This window comes from Methylobacterium sp. PvP105 (assembly GCF_017876975.1).
Taxonomy (GTDB): domain Bacteria; phylum Pseudomonadota; class Alphaproteobacteria; order Rhizobiales; family Beijerinckiaceae; genus Methylobacterium; species Methylobacterium radiotolerans.
Window position 1 is genome coordinate 4,493,607 of sequence record NZ_JAGIPA010000001.1, and the last position, 14,481, is coordinate 4,508,087.

Below are 14,481 nucleotides of genomic sequence, written 5' to 3' on the forward strand. Positions count from 1 at the left end.
CGCCCCACAATTGAAGGGCGCAGCTCAGGCTCCGACTGGACCGAACAGCTTGGTGAGGAAGCGATAGTAGACCGGCTGCTTCTGACGGAGCTCGTCGCGGGTGAAGGGCTCGCGCGCCAGCCTGCCGTGCAAGTAGACGCTCGCCGTCATGGCGAAGAACTCGCCCTGGTTCTTCAGGAGATAGGCGTTGGCCGGGTAAAAGCCGCCGTCTTTGGCGCGACCGTAGAACGTCAGGATGTCCGGGTTGTCCCGGCCGCCCGGCATCTTCCGGAAGTGGTAGACGTGCATGTACTCGTGCAGCAGGATCGGCCGGTCGTCCTTCGGATCCTCGACCGCGATGGTGACGCTGTCGCCCCCGCTGTAGTGACTTTCCCCGCCGGTGCCTGACCGGACGACGACCGGGAAGCGGCGGAGGAAGGCTTTGGTGCCCTCGTCCAGGCTCGTCGCCTCCACGATGTCGACCTGATGCTCGGCCGCCTGACGCAACTGGCCGAGTTCGGCGTTGGGCACGTCCTGGGCCATCTCGATCCGGTAGCCGCGATAGGTCTCGCCGCCGTCGTCGAAGTGCAGCGCCCCGGCGGTCGCCTGTCGAGGGGCCGCGTGCGCGGGCCCGCCGTGGACCGCCAATGTCCCGGCCACGGCCAGGGCCGACACGACGTGCCAGATCGGGGATGTCGCCATGCTGATCTTGCCTCCGTTCCTCTCGCCCCGGGGAAGGGCCGGTTTCGATACGTGCGACCATCGCGCCCGGGCCGTTCCGCGATGTGACGGGATGCCGGAGGCATGTAACGATGTGTAACGACATCGGTTTTCGTGTTGCCGCTCCGCCCTGCCGACCTATCCTCGGGGCATGACCGACGCCGCCACCATCGCCATCGTCGAGGACGACGACGACATCCGCTGCCAACTCGCGAGCTACCTGGAAGACGAGGGTTTCCGCGTGGTCTCCCTCGAAGGGGGCGCTGGCCTCGACCGCCTTATCGCGACGGGTCCGAGGCCGAACCTCGTCGTGCTCGACTGGATGCTTCCAGGTGAGGACGGGCTGTCGATCTGCCGCCGCCTGCGCGAGACGGGAGGGCCTCCGGTCGTCATGTTGACCGCCAAGGACGAGGACATCGACCGTGTGCTGGGGCTTGAGATGGGCGCCGACGACTACGTGTCGAAGCCCTTCAGCTCCCACGTTCTCCTGGCCCGCATCCGTGCCGTGCTGCGCCGGGCGAACGGCGCGCCGGCCGCCGCGGAGGCCGCCACGGAACGGCTCGCCGTCGCCGACCTCGTGGTCGATCTCGCGGGCCGCGCCGTCACCCTCGGCGAGCCGGCGAGGGAAGTCCCGCTCACCAGCGCCGAGTACGACCTCCTGCACTGCTTCGTCACCCGACCGCGGCGGGTGCTTTCCCGCGACCAGCTCCTCGACTGGACCCGCGGCCGGACCGCCGACGCCTTCGACCGCACCATCGACGTGCAGGTGAGCCGCCTCCGGCACAAGCTCGACGACGCCGGGAGCACTGCGTCGTCCCTGATCAAGACCGTTCGCAACGCCGGCTACATCCTCGCGGCGCCGGTGAAGGCCGCCCCATGATGGCCCGGGTCGGTCTGCTCGGGCGGATCATGCTGGTGCTCCTGGGGGCACTCTCGCTGTTGGTCGTCGTTACCTTCGGCATCGACCAGTGGCAGCGCGGCCAGGAACGCTCGCCCTACGGCTCGCGCTTCCCCCGCCTCGACCAGGCGGCAGGCATCATATCCCTGATGAAGGACGCCGACCCGGTACAATGGCCGGCCATCCTGCGGGCGGTGAGCGGCGAGGCCCTCAAGGCCGAGATCGTCGACGCTCCGCCGGACGAGGACGCGCTGATCCGCGAGCCGGTCCTCGAAGCGCGCCTCCACCGCCTGTCGGGCGATGCCGGCGACGGCATCCGGGCCTTCACCACGACCGACATGCTCTACCGCGGCAACGGGCCGGTGGATGCCGGCAACCGACATAAGGCCATCGGCAGCCTCGCCCAGGCGACCTACCGGCTGCCGGACGGGCGCACCTTGGTAGTCTCCGCGATCACGAGGCACCGCTCCCTCATGCCGTGGCTCCTCGGCCAGCCGCTCAGCCTGTGGGTGGCCGTCCTGGGCTTGGCGGTGGCCGGCCTCGTCTCCGTCGGCGCACGGCACGAGCTTGGCCCCCTGCGCCGCCTCACCGAGGCGGTCTCGCGGTTCGACGGCCGCGCGGCGGAACCGGCACTCCCTCGCCAGGGCGCCCCGGAGATTCGGCGCCTCGCTCAAGCGGTACAGGCGATGCAGGAGCGCATCGTGGGGCTGATGGGCGAGCGCTCGATGTTGATCGGCGCCATCTCCCACGACCTCAAGACCAACCTGACGCGCATGCGCCTGCGCGCCGAGCGCGTGGCCGAGCCAGAGCGCCGCGACCGGCTGGTCGAGGACGTCGATGCGATGACCGCGCTGATCGAGACCTCCCTCGGCTTCGCCCGGGGCACCGCCACCGAGGTCGGCCGCGCCCCGGTGGACCTCGCCGACATCGTGGCGGTCGAGGTCGCCGAGCACGCCGCCCAGGGGGCACGGATCAGCCTGTCGGGCGAGGAGGTGGCGGACGCCACCGTGGCCGGCGACCCCGTCGCCCTGCGCCGGGTGGTGGCCAACCTGATCGGCAACGCCGTCAAGTTCGGACGCTCCTCCGTCGCCGTCGCGGTGCGGCGGGCCGGGCCGGCCTGCGAGGTCGTGGTCGAGGACGACGGGCCTGGCATCCCGGAGGACGAACGGTCGGCGGTGTTCAGCCCATATTACCGGGTCGAGCGGTCGCGGAATCGGCGCACCGGCGGGACCGGGCTTGGCCTCGCCATCGCTCGGCAGATCGCCGAGGCGCACGGCGGCACCATCGTCGCCGAGGCCGCCTCGTCCGGAGGGGCCCGGCTCGTGGTGAGGCTGCCCGCCCTCGCCTGACACCGGGCGACGCTGCGACAACGACCGTTACACGACGATACGTTCCGGCGCCCACCCGTCACACGCAGGATCACCGCCAGCGCGAACCTTCTCCTCAATCCGATGCGGCCCTCCGGCCGCCGGGGCGGGACGGCGCAGTGCCTTTCCCGGTCCATTCGAGAAGGAGATCACCGATGTTGAAGGTCCTCGTCTTCGCCACGCTGCTGGCGGCTCTCGCGGTTCCGGCCTCGGCCATGCCGCTGGTCCAGAACGCGGTGTCCGACAGGTCGGACGGAGCGCAGATCATCCAGGTCTACGGCGGCTGTGGCCCCTACGCTCACCGCGGCCCCTACGGCGGCTGCCGGACGGGCGGGCAGTGGGGCGGGTACGTCCGCAGCGCGTCCTGCCCCGCCGGCTTCCACATCGGCCCCTATGGCCGCCGCTGCTGGCCGAACTGAGCCGCCCCAGCCCGCCCCTTCCTTTCCCTAACCCAGCGTCCGGGTCGCCGGACGCGCATGGAGTGCGTCATGATCCGTAGGATCGCCATGCCTCTTGCCCTCGTCGGAGGGCTTTTGCTGACCGGTTCGAGTGCCGAGGCACGCGATGGTTGCGGCCCGGGGTTCCATCGCGGCTTCTATGGCTGGTGCCGGCCGAACGTCGTGTATCGCCCGTTCGTCTACGCCCCCGCCTATCGTCCGTTCGGCTATCGCCGGTGGGGCGGGGGTTACCGCTGGCACTATTCGTATCACTACAGCTGGCACCGCCGCTTCGGCTGGCATGGCGGCGGTCGGCGCTGGGCCGGGTTCCGGCACGGCGGCTGGCACCACCGCTGGTGATGGAGTTGCCGATGTTCGCGGTCCCCGAGTCCGCCGGATGAAACCCCACGGGGCCGATGGCCCCGTGGAACGTCCTCGACGTCAAGGTGTGGCGATGCGGGTGCCCGACCAAAACGACGCCGCTCGGTTTGCCGGTATGGCGGTTCTTCTGGCCCTGATAGCCTCCGGTCCGGCCCATGCCGGGGTGAGTGCCATCGAGACCGACGGTGACGGCACGGCGCGCCTCGAACTGCGCGCCGTCGCGCCCGTCGGGGCACCGCCGGAGGTGACCGTCGTCGTAGACCCCGACCGCGCCCTGCAGCGCTGGGACGGCGTCGGTGCCGCCTTGACGGATTCCGCCGCGACCGTGCTCGCGGCCATGCCATCGGGCGCGCGAGCCGCCCTGCTGAGGCAGGTCTTCGATCCGCGACGAGGGGGCTTCAACCTCGTTCGGCTGACGGTCGGGGCGAGCGACTTCTCCGCATCGGGCGACTATACCTACGAGGATCGGCCCGGCGCCTTCGACCTGTCCCACGACCTATCCACCATCGTGCCGGTGCTGCACGAGGCCCAGGTCATCCAGCCGGCCCTAAGCCTTCTCGCGGCGCCGTGGAGCCCACCCGCCTGGATGAAGGCGTCCGGCCGTCTCGATGGGGGCGAGATCGCGCCTGAGGCGTACCCGGCGCTCGCCGATTACCTCGTGCGGTTCGCGAGGCAGTATCGCGAGTGGGGCCTGCCCATCGCGGCCCTGTCGCCGCAGAACGAGCCCTTGCTCTCGCGCGGCGACTATCCGACCGCGACGCTATCCGCCTCGGGCGAGGCGCGGCTCGTGCACGACTTCCTGGCACCCGCGCTGCATCGGGCCGGCCTCGGCGGGGTCGGCATCCTCGGCCTCGACCACAACTGGGCTGACCTCCCTTACGCGCGCGCCCTGGCTAACTCCCCCGCCGCCGCCGACTTTTCGGGATACGCCTTCCATTGCTACCGGGGCGACCCGTCGGACATGGACGCGCTGATCCCGCTGCTCAGGAGCGGTCAGACGATGCTGACCACCGAGTGCAGCCCGACGCGCGGAGGGGGCTTCGCGACTGGCTTCCGTTACACCATGAGGACGCTCGTGATGGGCACGGTCCTGAACGGCGGCAGCGGCGTCGTGATGTGGAACCTGGCCCTGGACCCTTCCGGTGGCCCCAGGATCGGCGGGTGCGGGAACTGCCTCGGCGTCGTCACCGTCGGGCCGGGGGGCGGTGCGACCTACGATCCATCCTTCTACGCGCTCGCCCAGGTCGGCGGCTCGGTACGGCCCGGGGCCCGCGTCGTCACGGCGCGATCCAGCAACCCGGACGTGCTGGCAATCGCGTTTCGCAATCCCGACGGCGGTCTTGTCGTGGTGGTCTACAACGCGGGCTCCGCAAACCGACGGATCGGTCTGGCGCTGGGCGGTAGAAGTTTCGGATACGCATTGCCGGCGAACGCGGCGGTGACGTTCAAGGGTTCCGCGGGGGAGTGATGCCGTGATCCGAACCATTCTCCTGGCCGCTGCGGCGGCCGTCTCGTGCGGGACGGCGTCGGCCAGCTCCCTGCAACCCGGGGGCCGCTACGTGTCGATGGGCAGTTCCTACGCCGCCGGCCCCGGCGTCGGCTCGCCGGACCCGGCAAGCGGCGCATGCGCACGCTCGCAGTCGAATTTCGCGCGCCAGGTCGCGGCACGACATCAGCTCGATCTCGTGGACGTCTCCTGCTCGGGGGCGACCACGCGCAACATCCTTTCCCATGGGCAGCACGGATTTCCCGCGCAGATCGAGGCCGTCACGCCGGACACGCGGGTAGTGACGGTGCTGATCGGCGGTAACGACGTCGCCTATGTCGGCAATCTCCTTGGTCTGTCCTGCCGGGACACCGGCGGCGCCGACTGCAAGGTGGTCCCGGATGGTGAGGTCGACAGGAAGCTGGCCGCATTGCCGTCCGAACTGCAGGAGGTCGTCGATCAGGTTCGCCACCGCGCGCCGAAGGCCGCCGTGGTCCTGATCGGCTACCTGCCGGCGATACCAACCTCCGGCGTCGGAACCTGCCCGGACCTGCCGCTCGGCCCGGACGATGCCGCCCGGATGCGCGAGGTGGCGGTGCGCCTCGCGCAGGCCATCGGCGGAGCCGCCGCGAGGACGGGCGTCGGAATCGTGCGGTCCTCGATGATCGGGGCCGGGCATGATGCCTGCGCCGAGCATCCATACGTCGCGGGCTACCGGCCACCGCGCAACCCGGGCTGGCGGGCGCCGGTGCCGTACCATCCGACGCAGGCTGGCATGGACCGCATCGCGGCCGATATCGAGGCTGCACTGGCCCGGCGCTGAAGCGACATCACGCCGGCGTTGTTGATCAGGACGTCGAGACCGTCAAAGCGCGCCTCGGCCCCGTCGAACAGGGGTGCGACGTCGCCTCCCGCCGCGACCGCATCCCCGCCGCCATCGCGGATAGCGGCCGTAACGGCCTCGGCGGCACCGGCATCGGAGACGAACCCGACGACCGAGCCATCGCCTTCGGCGGCCAGACACCGGGCGATGGCCGCGCCGATGCCGCGGGAGGCGCCCATCACTATTGGCCAGCGCCCATGTCCGAACCCGCTCATCGCCCGCCTCCCGCCGTCATCACGAGCTTGCCGGTCCTGCGCCCGGCGACGTAGTCGCGATAGGTCGCCGCCGATTCCTCCAACCTGAATAAGGCCGGGGGCTCCGGCCGCAGGACACCTAGCGCCGCGGCATCCGCGACAGCGGCGAGCGTGTCCGGGCGCGTCTCCAAGACGAGGAAGGTCGCCTCGATGCCGCGCGCGACGGCGGCGGCCTCGTCCGGGGGCGTGACGATGGCCGCGAGCTTGGCGCCCGGACGCATCGCCGCGAAGGCTCGGCGCTGCAAGTCGCCGCCGGCGCAATCGAGGACGTAATCAGCCTCAGCCACCGCCCGGAGGACATCGGGTTCCTCGGGGCGGACCCATTGGGCGGGGGAGGTCGGGGCGCTCCCACCCTGTCGACCGGCACAGGCGATGACCTCGACGCCCCCTGGAGTCAGTTGGAGCGCCGCGCTCCCGACCGCGCCGCCGGCCCCGAGGATCAGAAGGGTCCCTCCTTCCGAGACGTGGAGGTGATCGAACAGCGCCTGGTGCGCGATGCCGGCCGGGGTCGGCAGACACGCGGCGGTCACCGCGTCGAGCCCCGCGGGGCGGCGGGCCACGAACCGGGACGGGACGACGACGGCCTCCGCCATGGCGGCTCCCGCCACCGGGTCGCTCCGACCGAGTACGGCGTCGCCCACATGGAGGTCGATGACGCCCTCGCCGACCTCGACTACCTCGCCGGCGAAATCCGTGCCCGGCCCATAGGGGAAGACCAGGAGGAACCACCCGGTCATGTCGCCTCGCGCGAGCTTGGCGTCGAGGGGGTTGAGGGCGGCGGCCTCCACCCGGACGTGGACCTCCCCGGGCCCGGGCCGACCATCCGCCACCGTGCCGAGTGCGCGGAGGGGACCGGCGCGTAGCCGTCGATCAGGAGCGCGCGCATCAGGCGGTCTCCCCCGGCAGCGCAGGGAAGGCCCCGACCTGCGAGAACAGGCCGAACAGGTCCTCCAGGTGCCAGGTGCGGCGGAGCCGGTCGCTCTCGAAGTCGTGGAACTCGTGAAGGGCGAAGGTCACCCGGCGGCCGCTCGCCGGGACGCCGAAGAGCGGGCCGACATGGGTGGCGGAGACCATCGCGCGGACCGCGGCCCGGTCCCGCTCGGCCATGACGTCGACGATGTCGACCACGAGGTCGGGGAACGCCGTCAGCAGCATCCGGAAGATTGGCTTGGCGCCCTCCGGCCCGGGGCCCTGGCCGGGTGCGAGCGGGATGTCCTCCCAGTCCGCCGTCGTAGCCTCGTCGAGGAGGTCGACGTCGTGGCCGCCGAGGGCACCATAGAAGGCTTCGAGCGCTCCGTGCTGGCCGGGCGTGAGAGCTAGGGCCGTGCCGTCGGGAATGCGGGGGATTGGCATGTCTGGTCTCCATTCCGAGGCCCCCGACGTAAGGCCCGCGCATCCATCATTGAAACGCATGACGTCAATGTGCATTCATTCATGACATGGATTTCCGTGGGCTCGACCTCAACCTGATCGTCGCCTTCGACGCCCTGATGGAGGAGCGTCACGTCACGCGCGCGGCGCGCCGGATCGGCTTGACCCAGCCCGCGATGAGCGCGGCGCTCGCGCGGCTGCGGAAGGCGACGGGCGATGAGTTGTTCGTGCGAGGCCCAAGGGGGCTCGCCCCGACCCCCCGGGCGCAAGATCTCGCGGTTCCGTTGAAGACCGCCTTGCGGACCGTTGGCGATGCCTTGGCGCTGCGCGACGATTTCCGCCCGAACGAGGCGTCCGATGTCTTCACGTTGGCCCTGTCCGAGCACCCCGCCCACGTCCTGCTGCCGATTCTCGTGGAGGCGTTGGCGACGGCGGCGCCGGGGGTGGACCTGCGAGTGCGGGGCTTCACGGACCGAAGCGACGCGGTCCGCTTGTTGGACGAGGGATTGGCTGACGCGGCGGTAGGCGTGTCCCCCGGAACCGAGGCGCGCATCCTGGCCCGGCCCCTGTTCCGCGAGCGCTTCGTCTGCATCGCCAGGGCCGGCTCGCCGGCCGCTGAATGCCTCGACGACCCGGCGGCCTTCGCCGCCGCCCGGCATGTCCTGGTTTCCCCCGTGGGCGATGGGTTCGGCGCCGTCGACGAGGCCCTTGCCAGACTGGGCCTTCGGCGAAGGCTCGGGGTGGTGCTGCCGCAGATGTACGCGGTGCCGGCTCTCGTGGCGTGCACGGATCTCGTCGCGACGCTGATGGAAGGCGTCGTGACCGGGTCCGGCCTGACGCCTCTCCTCACGGTCAGGCCCTGTCCGGTCGCCTTGACCCCGGTCGAGTTCCACCTGCTCTGGCACAGGCGCTCGGACGAGCATCCGGCCCAGGCATGGCTGCGGGATCTCCTGGTGTCGTCGGCGCCCAGTGACTGAAGGCGGCCTCTACCCAGAGCAGTATGCACGGAAGGCTTCGACGAGGTGGTTGAACACGGCGTCGATGCGGGCGCTGCGCCGCACGTCCTCGTGCGCCACGATCCAGGTGTCGAGGTCGAACACGACGCGGTCAGGCAGGACGCGCACGAGATCCCGTTCGCCGACCGGCACCTGCACCACCCCGATGCCGAGGCCGGCTCGCACGGCGGCGAGCTGCGCGGGATGGCTGTCACTGCGCAAGGCGATGGGCAGAGGCCCGCCCGCCTCCCGGCTCAGGGCATCCAGAACCGCGACGTAGGCCGGCATGCGGTCGGGTCCGACCATCGCGTGCCGGGTGAGGTCCGCGACGGTCTCGGGAATGCCGTTCCAGTCGAGGTAGGCCTGAGACGCGAAGAATCCGAGCGGGATGCTACCGACGTGGCGCGCGATGAGCGAGCCTTGGCTCGGCCGCGCCATGCGCACGGCCACGTCCGCTTCTTGCCCGGGCAGGTCGGTGTTGGCGTTGGTGAGGACCAGCTCGACCGTCAGGCGAGGGTGGCGCTCGCGCAAGGCAGCCAGCATCGGTGGCACGACCTCGATGCCGACGAAGTCCGAGACGCTGAGGCGCACCGGGCCGGCGACCTCGGACGCCGCGCCCTCGGCCTCGCGCCGGAACGCCTCGGACGCATGGGCCATCCGCCGGACGTGCCCGGCCAGGCCCACCGCCTCGGGTGTCGGCGCCAGCCCGTTCACGCCACGGACGAAGAGCGGCTGCCCGATGGCCCGCTCCAGCGCCTCGACCCGGTGGCGGACGGTGGGCTGGGTGAGGCCAAGGGTCCGCGCCGCGGCCGAGAGGCTGCCGGTGTCGAGCACCGCCAGGAAGGCACGCTGGTCATCCCAGGCGAAGGTCGCATCGCTCATCGAAATTCGATAGGCAGACCGTCAAGGCTCGTCAATTTCCTCGGACTTCCGTTCGGCGCATCACCGGGCGACGAACGGAGGGACTTGGCGATGAAGACGGCTTTGATGCTCGGGGCGACTGGCGGTGTCGGCGGTGCGGTGACCCAGGCAATGTTGGCGCGCGGCTGGCGCGTCGTCGCGCTCGTGCGGGATTCGGCTCGGGCGGCCGCTGCCTGGGGCGCCTCGGTCGCGCCGGAATGGCGAGCCGGTGACGCCATGAACCGGGCAGACGTGGTCCGCGCGGCGCAGGGGACGGGCGTCATCGTACACGCGGTGAACCCGCCCGGGTACCGCAATTGGGATCGGCTGGTCCTGCCGATGCTCGACAACACGCTGGCGGCGGCGCGGGACGCGGGCGCCCGGATCGTCCTGCCCGGTACGGTCTACAACTACGACCCGACCCACGTCCCGGTGATCGACGAGGCGACCCCGCAGCACCCGCGCGGGCGCAAGGGCGCGATCCGCGTCGAGATGGAGCGGCGCTTGGCGGAGGCCGCCCCGGAGGTGAGGAGCCTCGTCGTCAGGGCCGGCGACTTCTTCGGTCCCGGGGCTGGCCAGAGTTGGTTCGCGCAGGCCCTGGCGAAGCCACCGCTGACGCGCATCGTCAATCCCGGCACGCCGGGCGTAGGTCACGCCTGGGCTTACCTGCCCGACCTCGCCGAGACCGTACTGCGGCTGCTCGAACTTCCTTCGGATCGCCTGCTGCCCTGCGAGCGGCTCCAGTTCCCCGGGCACTATGACGCCGACGGCGCCGGGATGGTCGCCGCGATCCGTCAAGCCTCGGGCCGCCTAGACCTGCCCGAGCGCCGCTTTCCCTGGGCGCTGATGCGGGCGCTGGCAGCGTTCGGCGGGTTCCCGCGCGAGGTCATGGAGGTTCGCCCGTTCTGGACGTTCCCGGTGCGCCTCGACGGGCGGCGCCTGTCGGCGTTGATCGGCGATCCTCCACGGGCGGCGCTCGACGAGGCCGTCGCTGCGGCGCTCCACGGGTAGCGGAACGAGCGACACACCGCCCTCGTTCACGCGACGACCATTCGAGGTAGCCATGCATACGGCGACGACTTCGCGGCTCGACATCGCCTACGAGGCCGGCGGTCCGCCGGACGGTCGACCGATCCTCCTTCTGCATGGGTGGCCCGACGACGTCAGGGGCTGGCGTGGGGTGACGCCCCGACTGGAGGAGTCCGGCTATCGCTGGGTGGCGCCTTGGCTCCGGGGTTTCGGTCCCACGCGGTTCCGCTCACCGGGCATCGTGCGGGACGGGACGACCGTCGCCCTGGCCAGTGATGCCTTCGACCTCGCCGATGCGCTGGGGTGGGGCACGTTCTCCGTCGTTGGGCACGACTGGGGCGGCCGGGCGGGCTACCAGATGGCGGCTCTCCAGCCGGAGCGGATCGAGACGCTCGCGACGCTGGCCATCGGCTACGCGCCGCGAGGGCGTTTCACAGTTCCCGGTTTCGATCAGGCTCGGAACTGGTGGTACCAGTGGCTCATGGCGACCGACGGCGGCGCGAAGGCCGTGGCGGCCGACCCGATCGGGTTCGCCCGCATCCAGTGGGAGACGTGGAGCCCACCCGGCTGGTTCGAGGCTGCGGAGTTCGACGCCACCGCTGAGAGCTTCCGTAATCCCGATTGGGTCGGGGTCACCCTTAGCGGCTATCGCAGCCGGTGGATGCCGGACCCGGTCGATCCCGACTACGAGCCCATGCGAGCCAGGGTCGCGGCGACCGAGACGCTGGCAACGCCGACGCTCCTGATCCAGGGCGGAGCCGATCTCTGCGACCCGCCGGGCGAGACGGAGGGGGACCACCGTTTCTTCACCGGGAGATACGACCGCGTCGTCCTCGACGGGGTCGGGCACTTTCCCGCTCGCGAGGCCCCCTCGCGGGTCGCGGAGCTGATCCTGCGGCATTCGTCGCGGGCGGGATGACGCTAGGCCGATCCGGCGCCGGTCGGATTTCTCGGCCCTCATCCGCGGCGCGACCCGGTTCCTCACGGTTTCGGCTCCTCGGCGAGCTCAGCCATGAAGGCTAGGAAGGCACGGACCTTTGCGGAGGTCAGCTGCCGTGTCGGCAGGTAGGCGTGGAGCGGGAACGACTCCTCCGCCCAGTCCTCCAGCAACGGGACGAGGCGACCGTCCTCGATGTAGCCGCGGGCGTACAACTCCAGCGGCTGGGCGATGCCGAGGCCCGATACGCAGGCACCGAGCAGGGCCCCGGTGTCGTTCACCGTGAGCCGCCCCTCTCCCCGGACCGCGACCCGCTCCGCGCCCCGGTGGAACTCCCACGCGAAGGGCCGGCCCGTCGCCGGGTTCCTGAACCGGATGCACGCGTGCCCCCCATCGTCGAGGTCGGAGGGATGGGCGGGATGCGCGTGCCGCGCGAGGTAACCGGGCGAGGCGCAGGTCAGGACGCGTGTCCTCAGGACGAGACGGGCGATCAAGGCCGAAGGTTCGGGCTCGCCGAAGCGCACGGCGACGTCGAAGCCCTCGGCCACGACGTCGCCCATGCGATCCCTCACCGCGACCTCGACGGACAGCCCCGGGTGCCGTTCCAGGAACCGGTGGATGTTCGGTGCCAGCACGAAATGCCCGAAGGCGGCGTCGGTGGTGATCCGCAGGTTCCCGCGGACGGCCTGGGCCGATCCCGTCGCACGGTTCGCGGCCTCCTCCAGGCCGTCGAGCAGGGGACGCACCTCCTCGTAGAACCGGCGCCCGTCGTCAGTGAGGGTCACCGCCCGCGCGGTGCGGTGGAACAGGCGGATGCCGAGCCGTTCCTCAAGCCGCGCTACCGCCCGGCTCACGCCGGATTGCGTGAGGCCGAGCGCCTCGCCCGCCCTTGAGAAGGCCCCGGCCTCAACGATGGCGGCGAGGACGCCGATCCCGCTGAGTGCACGCGCGTCGTAGACCATGATGACACCAGCGCATTCTTTAACTGACGAGAATGCGTTCGCCTCAATGATCAGTGGATGTCAACGTCCCGGCATCGAAGGAGCGGAGGATCGGTCGCATGTACGCAGTCACGGGCATCACGGGTCAGGTCGGCGGGGCGGTCGCCACGAGGCTCCTGGAAGCGGGCCAGGCGGTCCGGGCCATCGTCCGGAACGAGGCGAGGGGCGGTCCTTGGGCGGAACGCGGCTGTGCCGTCGCCCTGGCGGAGATGACCGACGCGGACGCCCTCGCGGCGGCGTTCGAGGGCGCGGAGGCCGCGTTCATCGTGATCCCCCCGATGTTCGACCCGGCGCCCGGTTTCCCCGAGGTCCGCGCCGTCATCGCCGCCCTCACCGAGGCCCTCGCACGAGCCCGGCCCGCCCGGGTGGTCTGCTTGTCGACCATCGGTGCCCAGGCCGCCGAGCCGAATCTTCTCAGCCAGCTCGGGCTCGTCGAGCGGGCGCTCGGCGGGCTCTCCATGCCAGTCGCCTTCCTCCGGGCCGCGTGGTTCATGGAGAACGCCGCGGGGGATCTCGCGGCCGCGCGGGCCGGGCTCGTCCCCAGCCACCTGCAGCCCCTCGACAGGCCGGTGCCCATGGTCGCCGTCGCGGACATCGCCCGCGTCGCCGCCGAGACCATGCGCGCGTCGTGGTCCGGCGTTCGGGTGGTCGAGCTGGAAGGGCCGCGGCGGGTTTCGCCGAACGACCTCGCCTCCGCCTTCTCGGACGCCCTGGGCCATCAGGTCCGGGTCGAGGCGGTGCCCCGCGAGATCTGGGAGACCTCGTTCCGGGCGGCGGGCGCCCGCAACCCCGGACCCCGCGCCCGCATGATCGACGGGTTCAACGCGGGCTGGATCGCCTTCGAGGGCGTGCCGTTGAAGGGCGCCACGGAGATCGACGCCGTGATCCGACGGATCGTCGGACGGGCTTGGTAGGCGGACGGGAAGGACCGATGGCGCGCATCCTCATCACGGGCTCCTCGACCGGGCTCGGCCTCATGGCGGGCCAGCTTCTCATCGCGCAGGGGCACACGGTCGTCCTGCACGGGAAAGACGGAGCCCGCTCCGACGCCGCGATGGCGGCCGCGCCCGGCGCGGCCGACGTCGTGACGGGCGACCTCGCCTCGCAGCGGCAGACCCACGACCTGGCCGCGCAAGCCAACCGCCTCGGGCGCTTCGACGCGGTGATCCACAATGCCGGGATCGGCTACCGGGAACCGGCAAGGATCGAGACCGAGGACGGCCTGCCGCATGTGTTCGCGGTCAACACGATGGCACCCTACCTGCTCACCGCACTCATCGAGCGACCGTCACGCCTGATCTACCTGAGCTCCGGCCTGCATCGCGGCGCCGGGACCGGCCTCGACGACCTCCCTTGGCGGAAGCGGCGCTGGCAGGGGCTTCCGGCCTACGCCGAGAGCAAGCTGCACGACGTGCTGCTCGCCTTCGCGATGGCTCGGCAATGGCCGGACGTGCTCTCGAACGCGCTGGAGCCCGGCTGGGTGGCGACCCGCATGGGTGGGGCGGGGGCGCCGGACGACCTCGCGAAGGCTCACCTGACGCAAGCGTGGCTCGCGGCGAGCGACGAACCGCTGGCCCGCTCGACGGGCCGGTACTTTTTCCATCAGGTAATGCGTGAGGCGGATCCGGCGGCGCGGGACGTCTCCTTGCAAGATGCACTCTTGGACGCCTGCCAGCGGTTCTCGGGCATCGCAATCCCGAGGGGCCCCATCGCAACTTCGCCCGTAGGATGGTCACGCGCTTGAGCGAACGAGCGCGAGGGTTCGCCGCGTCGACTACGTCGAGTTCTCGGTCGCGTCCCTCGACGAGGCCCTGCGCTTCTGGGTCGAGGGCATGGGCGCCTG

The 14,481-nt window shown here is 71.1% G+C and carries 17 protein-coding genes; 11 read left to right on the forward strand and 6 right to left on the reverse strand.

What is annotated here, in order from left to right; translation table 11 throughout:
* Nucleotides 1–24: 24 nt before the first annotated feature.
* On the reverse strand, nucleotides 25–681 hold the full coding sequence (locus J3A75_RS22120; RefSeq protein WP_209650753.1) for a hypothetical protein: 657 nt from the start codon (nucleotides 679–681) through the stop codon (nucleotides 25–27).
* A gap of 169 nt (nucleotides 682–850) precedes the next feature.
* On the opposite strand from J3A75_RS22120, the gene J3A75_RS22125 reads away from it, so the two are divergent.
* The 6 genes from J3A75_RS22125 (at nucleotide 851) to J3A75_RS22150 (ending at nucleotide 6,091) form a co-directional block, all read left to right on the forward strand.
* Nucleotides 851–1,579, forward strand: a complete 729-nt coding sequence (locus J3A75_RS22125) for a response regulator (protein WP_209650754.1) — start codon at nucleotides 851–853, stop codon at nucleotides 1,577–1,579.
* Nucleotides 1,576–2,946 (forward strand): sensor histidine kinase, encoded by a 1,371-nt coding sequence (locus J3A75_RS22130; RefSeq protein ID WP_245364405.1) that lies wholly within the window; start codon nucleotides 1,576–1,578, stop codon nucleotides 2,944–2,946. The genes J3A75_RS22125 and J3A75_RS22130 overlap by 4 nt, the downstream gene beginning before the upstream one ends.
* A 173-nt stretch (nucleotides 2,947–3,119) precedes the next feature.
* Nucleotides 3,120–3,383, forward strand: coding sequence for a GCG_CRPN prefix-to-repeats domain-containing protein (locus J3A75_RS22135; protein ID WP_209650755.1), 264 nt, complete (start codon nucleotides 3,120–3,122; stop codon nucleotides 3,381–3,383).
* Nucleotides 3,384–3,452: 69 nt separating this feature from the next.
* Nucleotides 3,453–3,761, forward strand: coding sequence for a GCG_CRPN prefix-to-repeats domain-containing protein (locus J3A75_RS22140; RefSeq protein ID WP_209650756.1), 309 nt, complete (start codon nucleotides 3,453–3,455; stop codon nucleotides 3,759–3,761).
* A gap of 94 nt (nucleotides 3,762–3,855) precedes the next feature.
* Complete coding sequence (locus J3A75_RS22145) at nucleotides 3,856–5,250, forward strand: glycoside hydrolase family 30 protein (RefSeq protein WP_209650757.1); 1,395 nt, start codon at nucleotides 3,856–3,858, stop codon at nucleotides 5,248–5,250.
* A 4-nt stretch (nucleotides 5,251–5,254) separates the two neighbouring features.
* On the forward strand, nucleotides 5,255–6,091 hold the full coding sequence (locus J3A75_RS22150) for an SGNH/GDSL hydrolase family protein (RefSeq protein WP_209650758.1): 837 nt from the start codon (nucleotides 5,255–5,257) through the stop codon (nucleotides 6,089–6,091).
* On the opposite strand, the gene J3A75_RS37395 is transcribed toward J3A75_RS22150, so the two are convergent.
* The 3 genes from J3A75_RS37395 to J3A75_RS22165 are packed head-to-tail and all read right to left on the reverse strand — an operon-like array spanning nucleotide 5,980 to nucleotide 7,758.
* Nucleotides 5,980–6,366, reverse strand: a complete 387-nt coding sequence (locus J3A75_RS37395; protein ID WP_209650759.1) for an SDR family NAD(P)-dependent oxidoreductase — start codon at nucleotides 6,364–6,366, stop codon at nucleotides 5,980–5,982. The genes J3A75_RS22150 and J3A75_RS37395 overlap by 112 nt on opposite strands.
* A complete protein-coding gene (locus J3A75_RS22160) occupies nucleotides 6,363–7,235 on the reverse strand; it encodes an alcohol dehydrogenase catalytic domain-containing protein (protein WP_312892721.1) in 873 nt (290 codons plus the stop codon). Before J3A75_RS22160 ends, J3A75_RS37395 begins: the two co-directional genes overlap by 4 nt.
* Before the next feature lie 55 nt (nucleotides 7,236–7,290).
* Nucleotides 7,291–7,758 (reverse strand): ester cyclase, encoded by a 468-nt coding sequence (locus tag J3A75_RS22165; RefSeq protein ID WP_209650761.1) that lies wholly within the window; start codon nucleotides 7,756–7,758, stop codon nucleotides 7,291–7,293.
* 86 nt (nucleotides 7,759–7,844) lie between these two features.
* Here J3A75_RS22165 and J3A75_RS22170 point away from each other — a divergent pair, with 86 nt between their 5' ends.
* Nucleotides 7,845–8,753, forward strand: coding sequence for a LysR family transcriptional regulator (locus J3A75_RS22170; RefSeq protein WP_209650762.1), 909 nt, complete (start codon nucleotides 7,845–7,847; stop codon nucleotides 8,751–8,753).
* Between the two features lie 9 nt (nucleotides 8,754–8,762).
* On the opposite strand, the gene J3A75_RS22175 is transcribed toward J3A75_RS22170, so the two are convergent.
* The gene (locus J3A75_RS22175; RefSeq protein WP_209650763.1) at nucleotides 8,763–9,653 is read right to left on the reverse strand and encodes a LysR family transcriptional regulator; all 891 of its coding nucleotides are present in this window, start codon (nucleotides 9,651–9,653) and stop codon (nucleotides 8,763–8,765) included.
* Nucleotides 9,654–9,743: 90 nt separating this feature from the next.
* Between J3A75_RS22175 and J3A75_RS22180 the strand changes: the two genes are divergently transcribed.
* Complete coding sequence (locus J3A75_RS22180; RefSeq protein ID WP_209650764.1) at nucleotides 9,744–10,682, forward strand: NAD(P)H-binding protein; 939 nt, start codon at nucleotides 9,744–9,746, stop codon at nucleotides 10,680–10,682.
* A 52-nt stretch (nucleotides 10,683–10,734) separates the two neighbouring features.
* Nucleotides 10,735–11,619 carry an alpha/beta fold hydrolase gene (locus tag J3A75_RS22185; protein WP_209650765.1) on the forward strand — a complete coding sequence of 295 codons (885 nt, stop codon included), beginning with the start codon at nucleotides 10,735–10,737 and terminating at the stop codon, nucleotides 11,617–11,619.
* A gap of 62 nt (nucleotides 11,620–11,681) precedes the next feature.
* On the opposite strand, the gene J3A75_RS22190 is transcribed toward J3A75_RS22185, so the two are convergent.
* Nucleotides 11,682–12,599 (reverse strand): LysR family transcriptional regulator, encoded by a 918-nt coding sequence (locus J3A75_RS22190; protein ID WP_209650766.1) that lies wholly within the window; start codon nucleotides 12,597–12,599, stop codon nucleotides 11,682–11,684.
* 98 nt (nucleotides 12,600–12,697) lie between these two features.
* Here J3A75_RS22190 and J3A75_RS22195 point away from each other — a divergent pair, with 98 nt between their 5' ends.
* Nucleotides 12,698–13,552, forward strand: a complete 855-nt coding sequence (locus J3A75_RS22195) for an NmrA family NAD(P)-binding protein (protein ID WP_209650767.1) — start codon at nucleotides 12,698–12,700, stop codon at nucleotides 13,550–13,552.
* Nucleotides 13,553–13,569: 17 nt separating this feature from the next.
* Nucleotides 13,570–14,382 carry an SDR family NAD(P)-dependent oxidoreductase gene (locus J3A75_RS22200; protein WP_209650768.1) on the forward strand — a complete coding sequence of 271 codons (813 nt, stop codon included), beginning with the start codon at nucleotides 13,570–13,572 and terminating at the stop codon, nucleotides 14,380–14,382.
* Nucleotides 14,383–14,481: the final 99 nt, after the last annotated feature.

What these genes read in the sequence shown, in the direction of transcription:
- J3A75_RS22120 (WP_209650753.1), bottom strand. Translation starts at nt 681, where the DNA reads ATGGCGACATCCCCGATCTGGCACGTCGTGTCGGCCCTGGCCGTGGCC.
- J3A75_RS22125 (WP_209650754.1), top strand. Translation starts at nt 851, where the DNA reads ATGACCGACGCCGCCACCATCGCCATCGTCGAGGACGACGACGACATC.
- J3A75_RS22130 (WP_245364405.1), top strand. Translation starts at nt 1,576, where the DNA reads ATGATGGCCCGGGTCGGTCTGCTCGGGCGGATCATGCTGGTGCTCCTG.
- J3A75_RS22135 (WP_209650755.1), top strand. Translation starts at nt 3,120, where the DNA reads ATGTTGAAGGTCCTCGTCTTCGCCACGCTGCTGGCGGCTCTCGCGGTT.
- J3A75_RS22140 (WP_209650756.1), top strand. Translation starts at nt 3,453, where the DNA reads ATGATCCGTAGGATCGCCATGCCTCTTGCCCTCGTCGGAGGGCTTTTG.
- J3A75_RS22145 (WP_209650757.1), top strand. Translation starts at nt 3,856, where the DNA reads ATGCGGGTGCCCGACCAAAACGACGCCGCTCGGTTTGCCGGTATGGCG.
- J3A75_RS37395 (WP_209650759.1), bottom strand. Translation starts at nt 6,366, where the DNA reads ATGAGCGGGTTCGGACATGGGCGCTGGCCAATAGTGATGGGCGCCTCC.
- J3A75_RS22165 (WP_209650761.1), bottom strand. Translation starts at nt 7,758, where the DNA reads ATGCCAATCCCCCGCATTCCCGACGGCACGGCCCTAGCTCTCACGCCC.
- J3A75_RS22170 (WP_209650762.1), top strand. Translation starts at nt 7,845, where the DNA reads ATGGATTTCCGTGGGCTCGACCTCAACCTGATCGTCGCCTTCGACGCC.
- J3A75_RS22175 (WP_209650763.1), bottom strand. Translation starts at nt 9,653, where the DNA reads ATGAGCGATGCGACCTTCGCCTGGGATGACCAGCGTGCCTTCCTGGCG.
- J3A75_RS22180 (WP_209650764.1), top strand. Translation starts at nt 9,744, where the DNA reads ATGAAGACGGCTTTGATGCTCGGGGCGACTGGCGGTGTCGGCGGTGCG.
- J3A75_RS22185 (WP_209650765.1), top strand. Translation starts at nt 10,735, where the DNA reads ATGCATACGGCGACGACTTCGCGGCTCGACATCGCCTACGAGGCCGGC.
- J3A75_RS22190 (WP_209650766.1), bottom strand. Translation starts at nt 12,599, where the DNA reads ATGGTCTACGACGCGCGTGCACTCAGCGGGATCGGCGTCCTCGCCGCC.
- J3A75_RS22195 (WP_209650767.1), top strand. Translation starts at nt 12,698, where the DNA reads ATGTACGCAGTCACGGGCATCACGGGTCAGGTCGGCGGGGCGGTCGCC.
- J3A75_RS22200 (WP_209650768.1), top strand. Translation starts at nt 13,570, where the DNA reads ATGGCGCGCATCCTCATCACGGGCTCCTCGACCGGGCTCGGCCTCATG.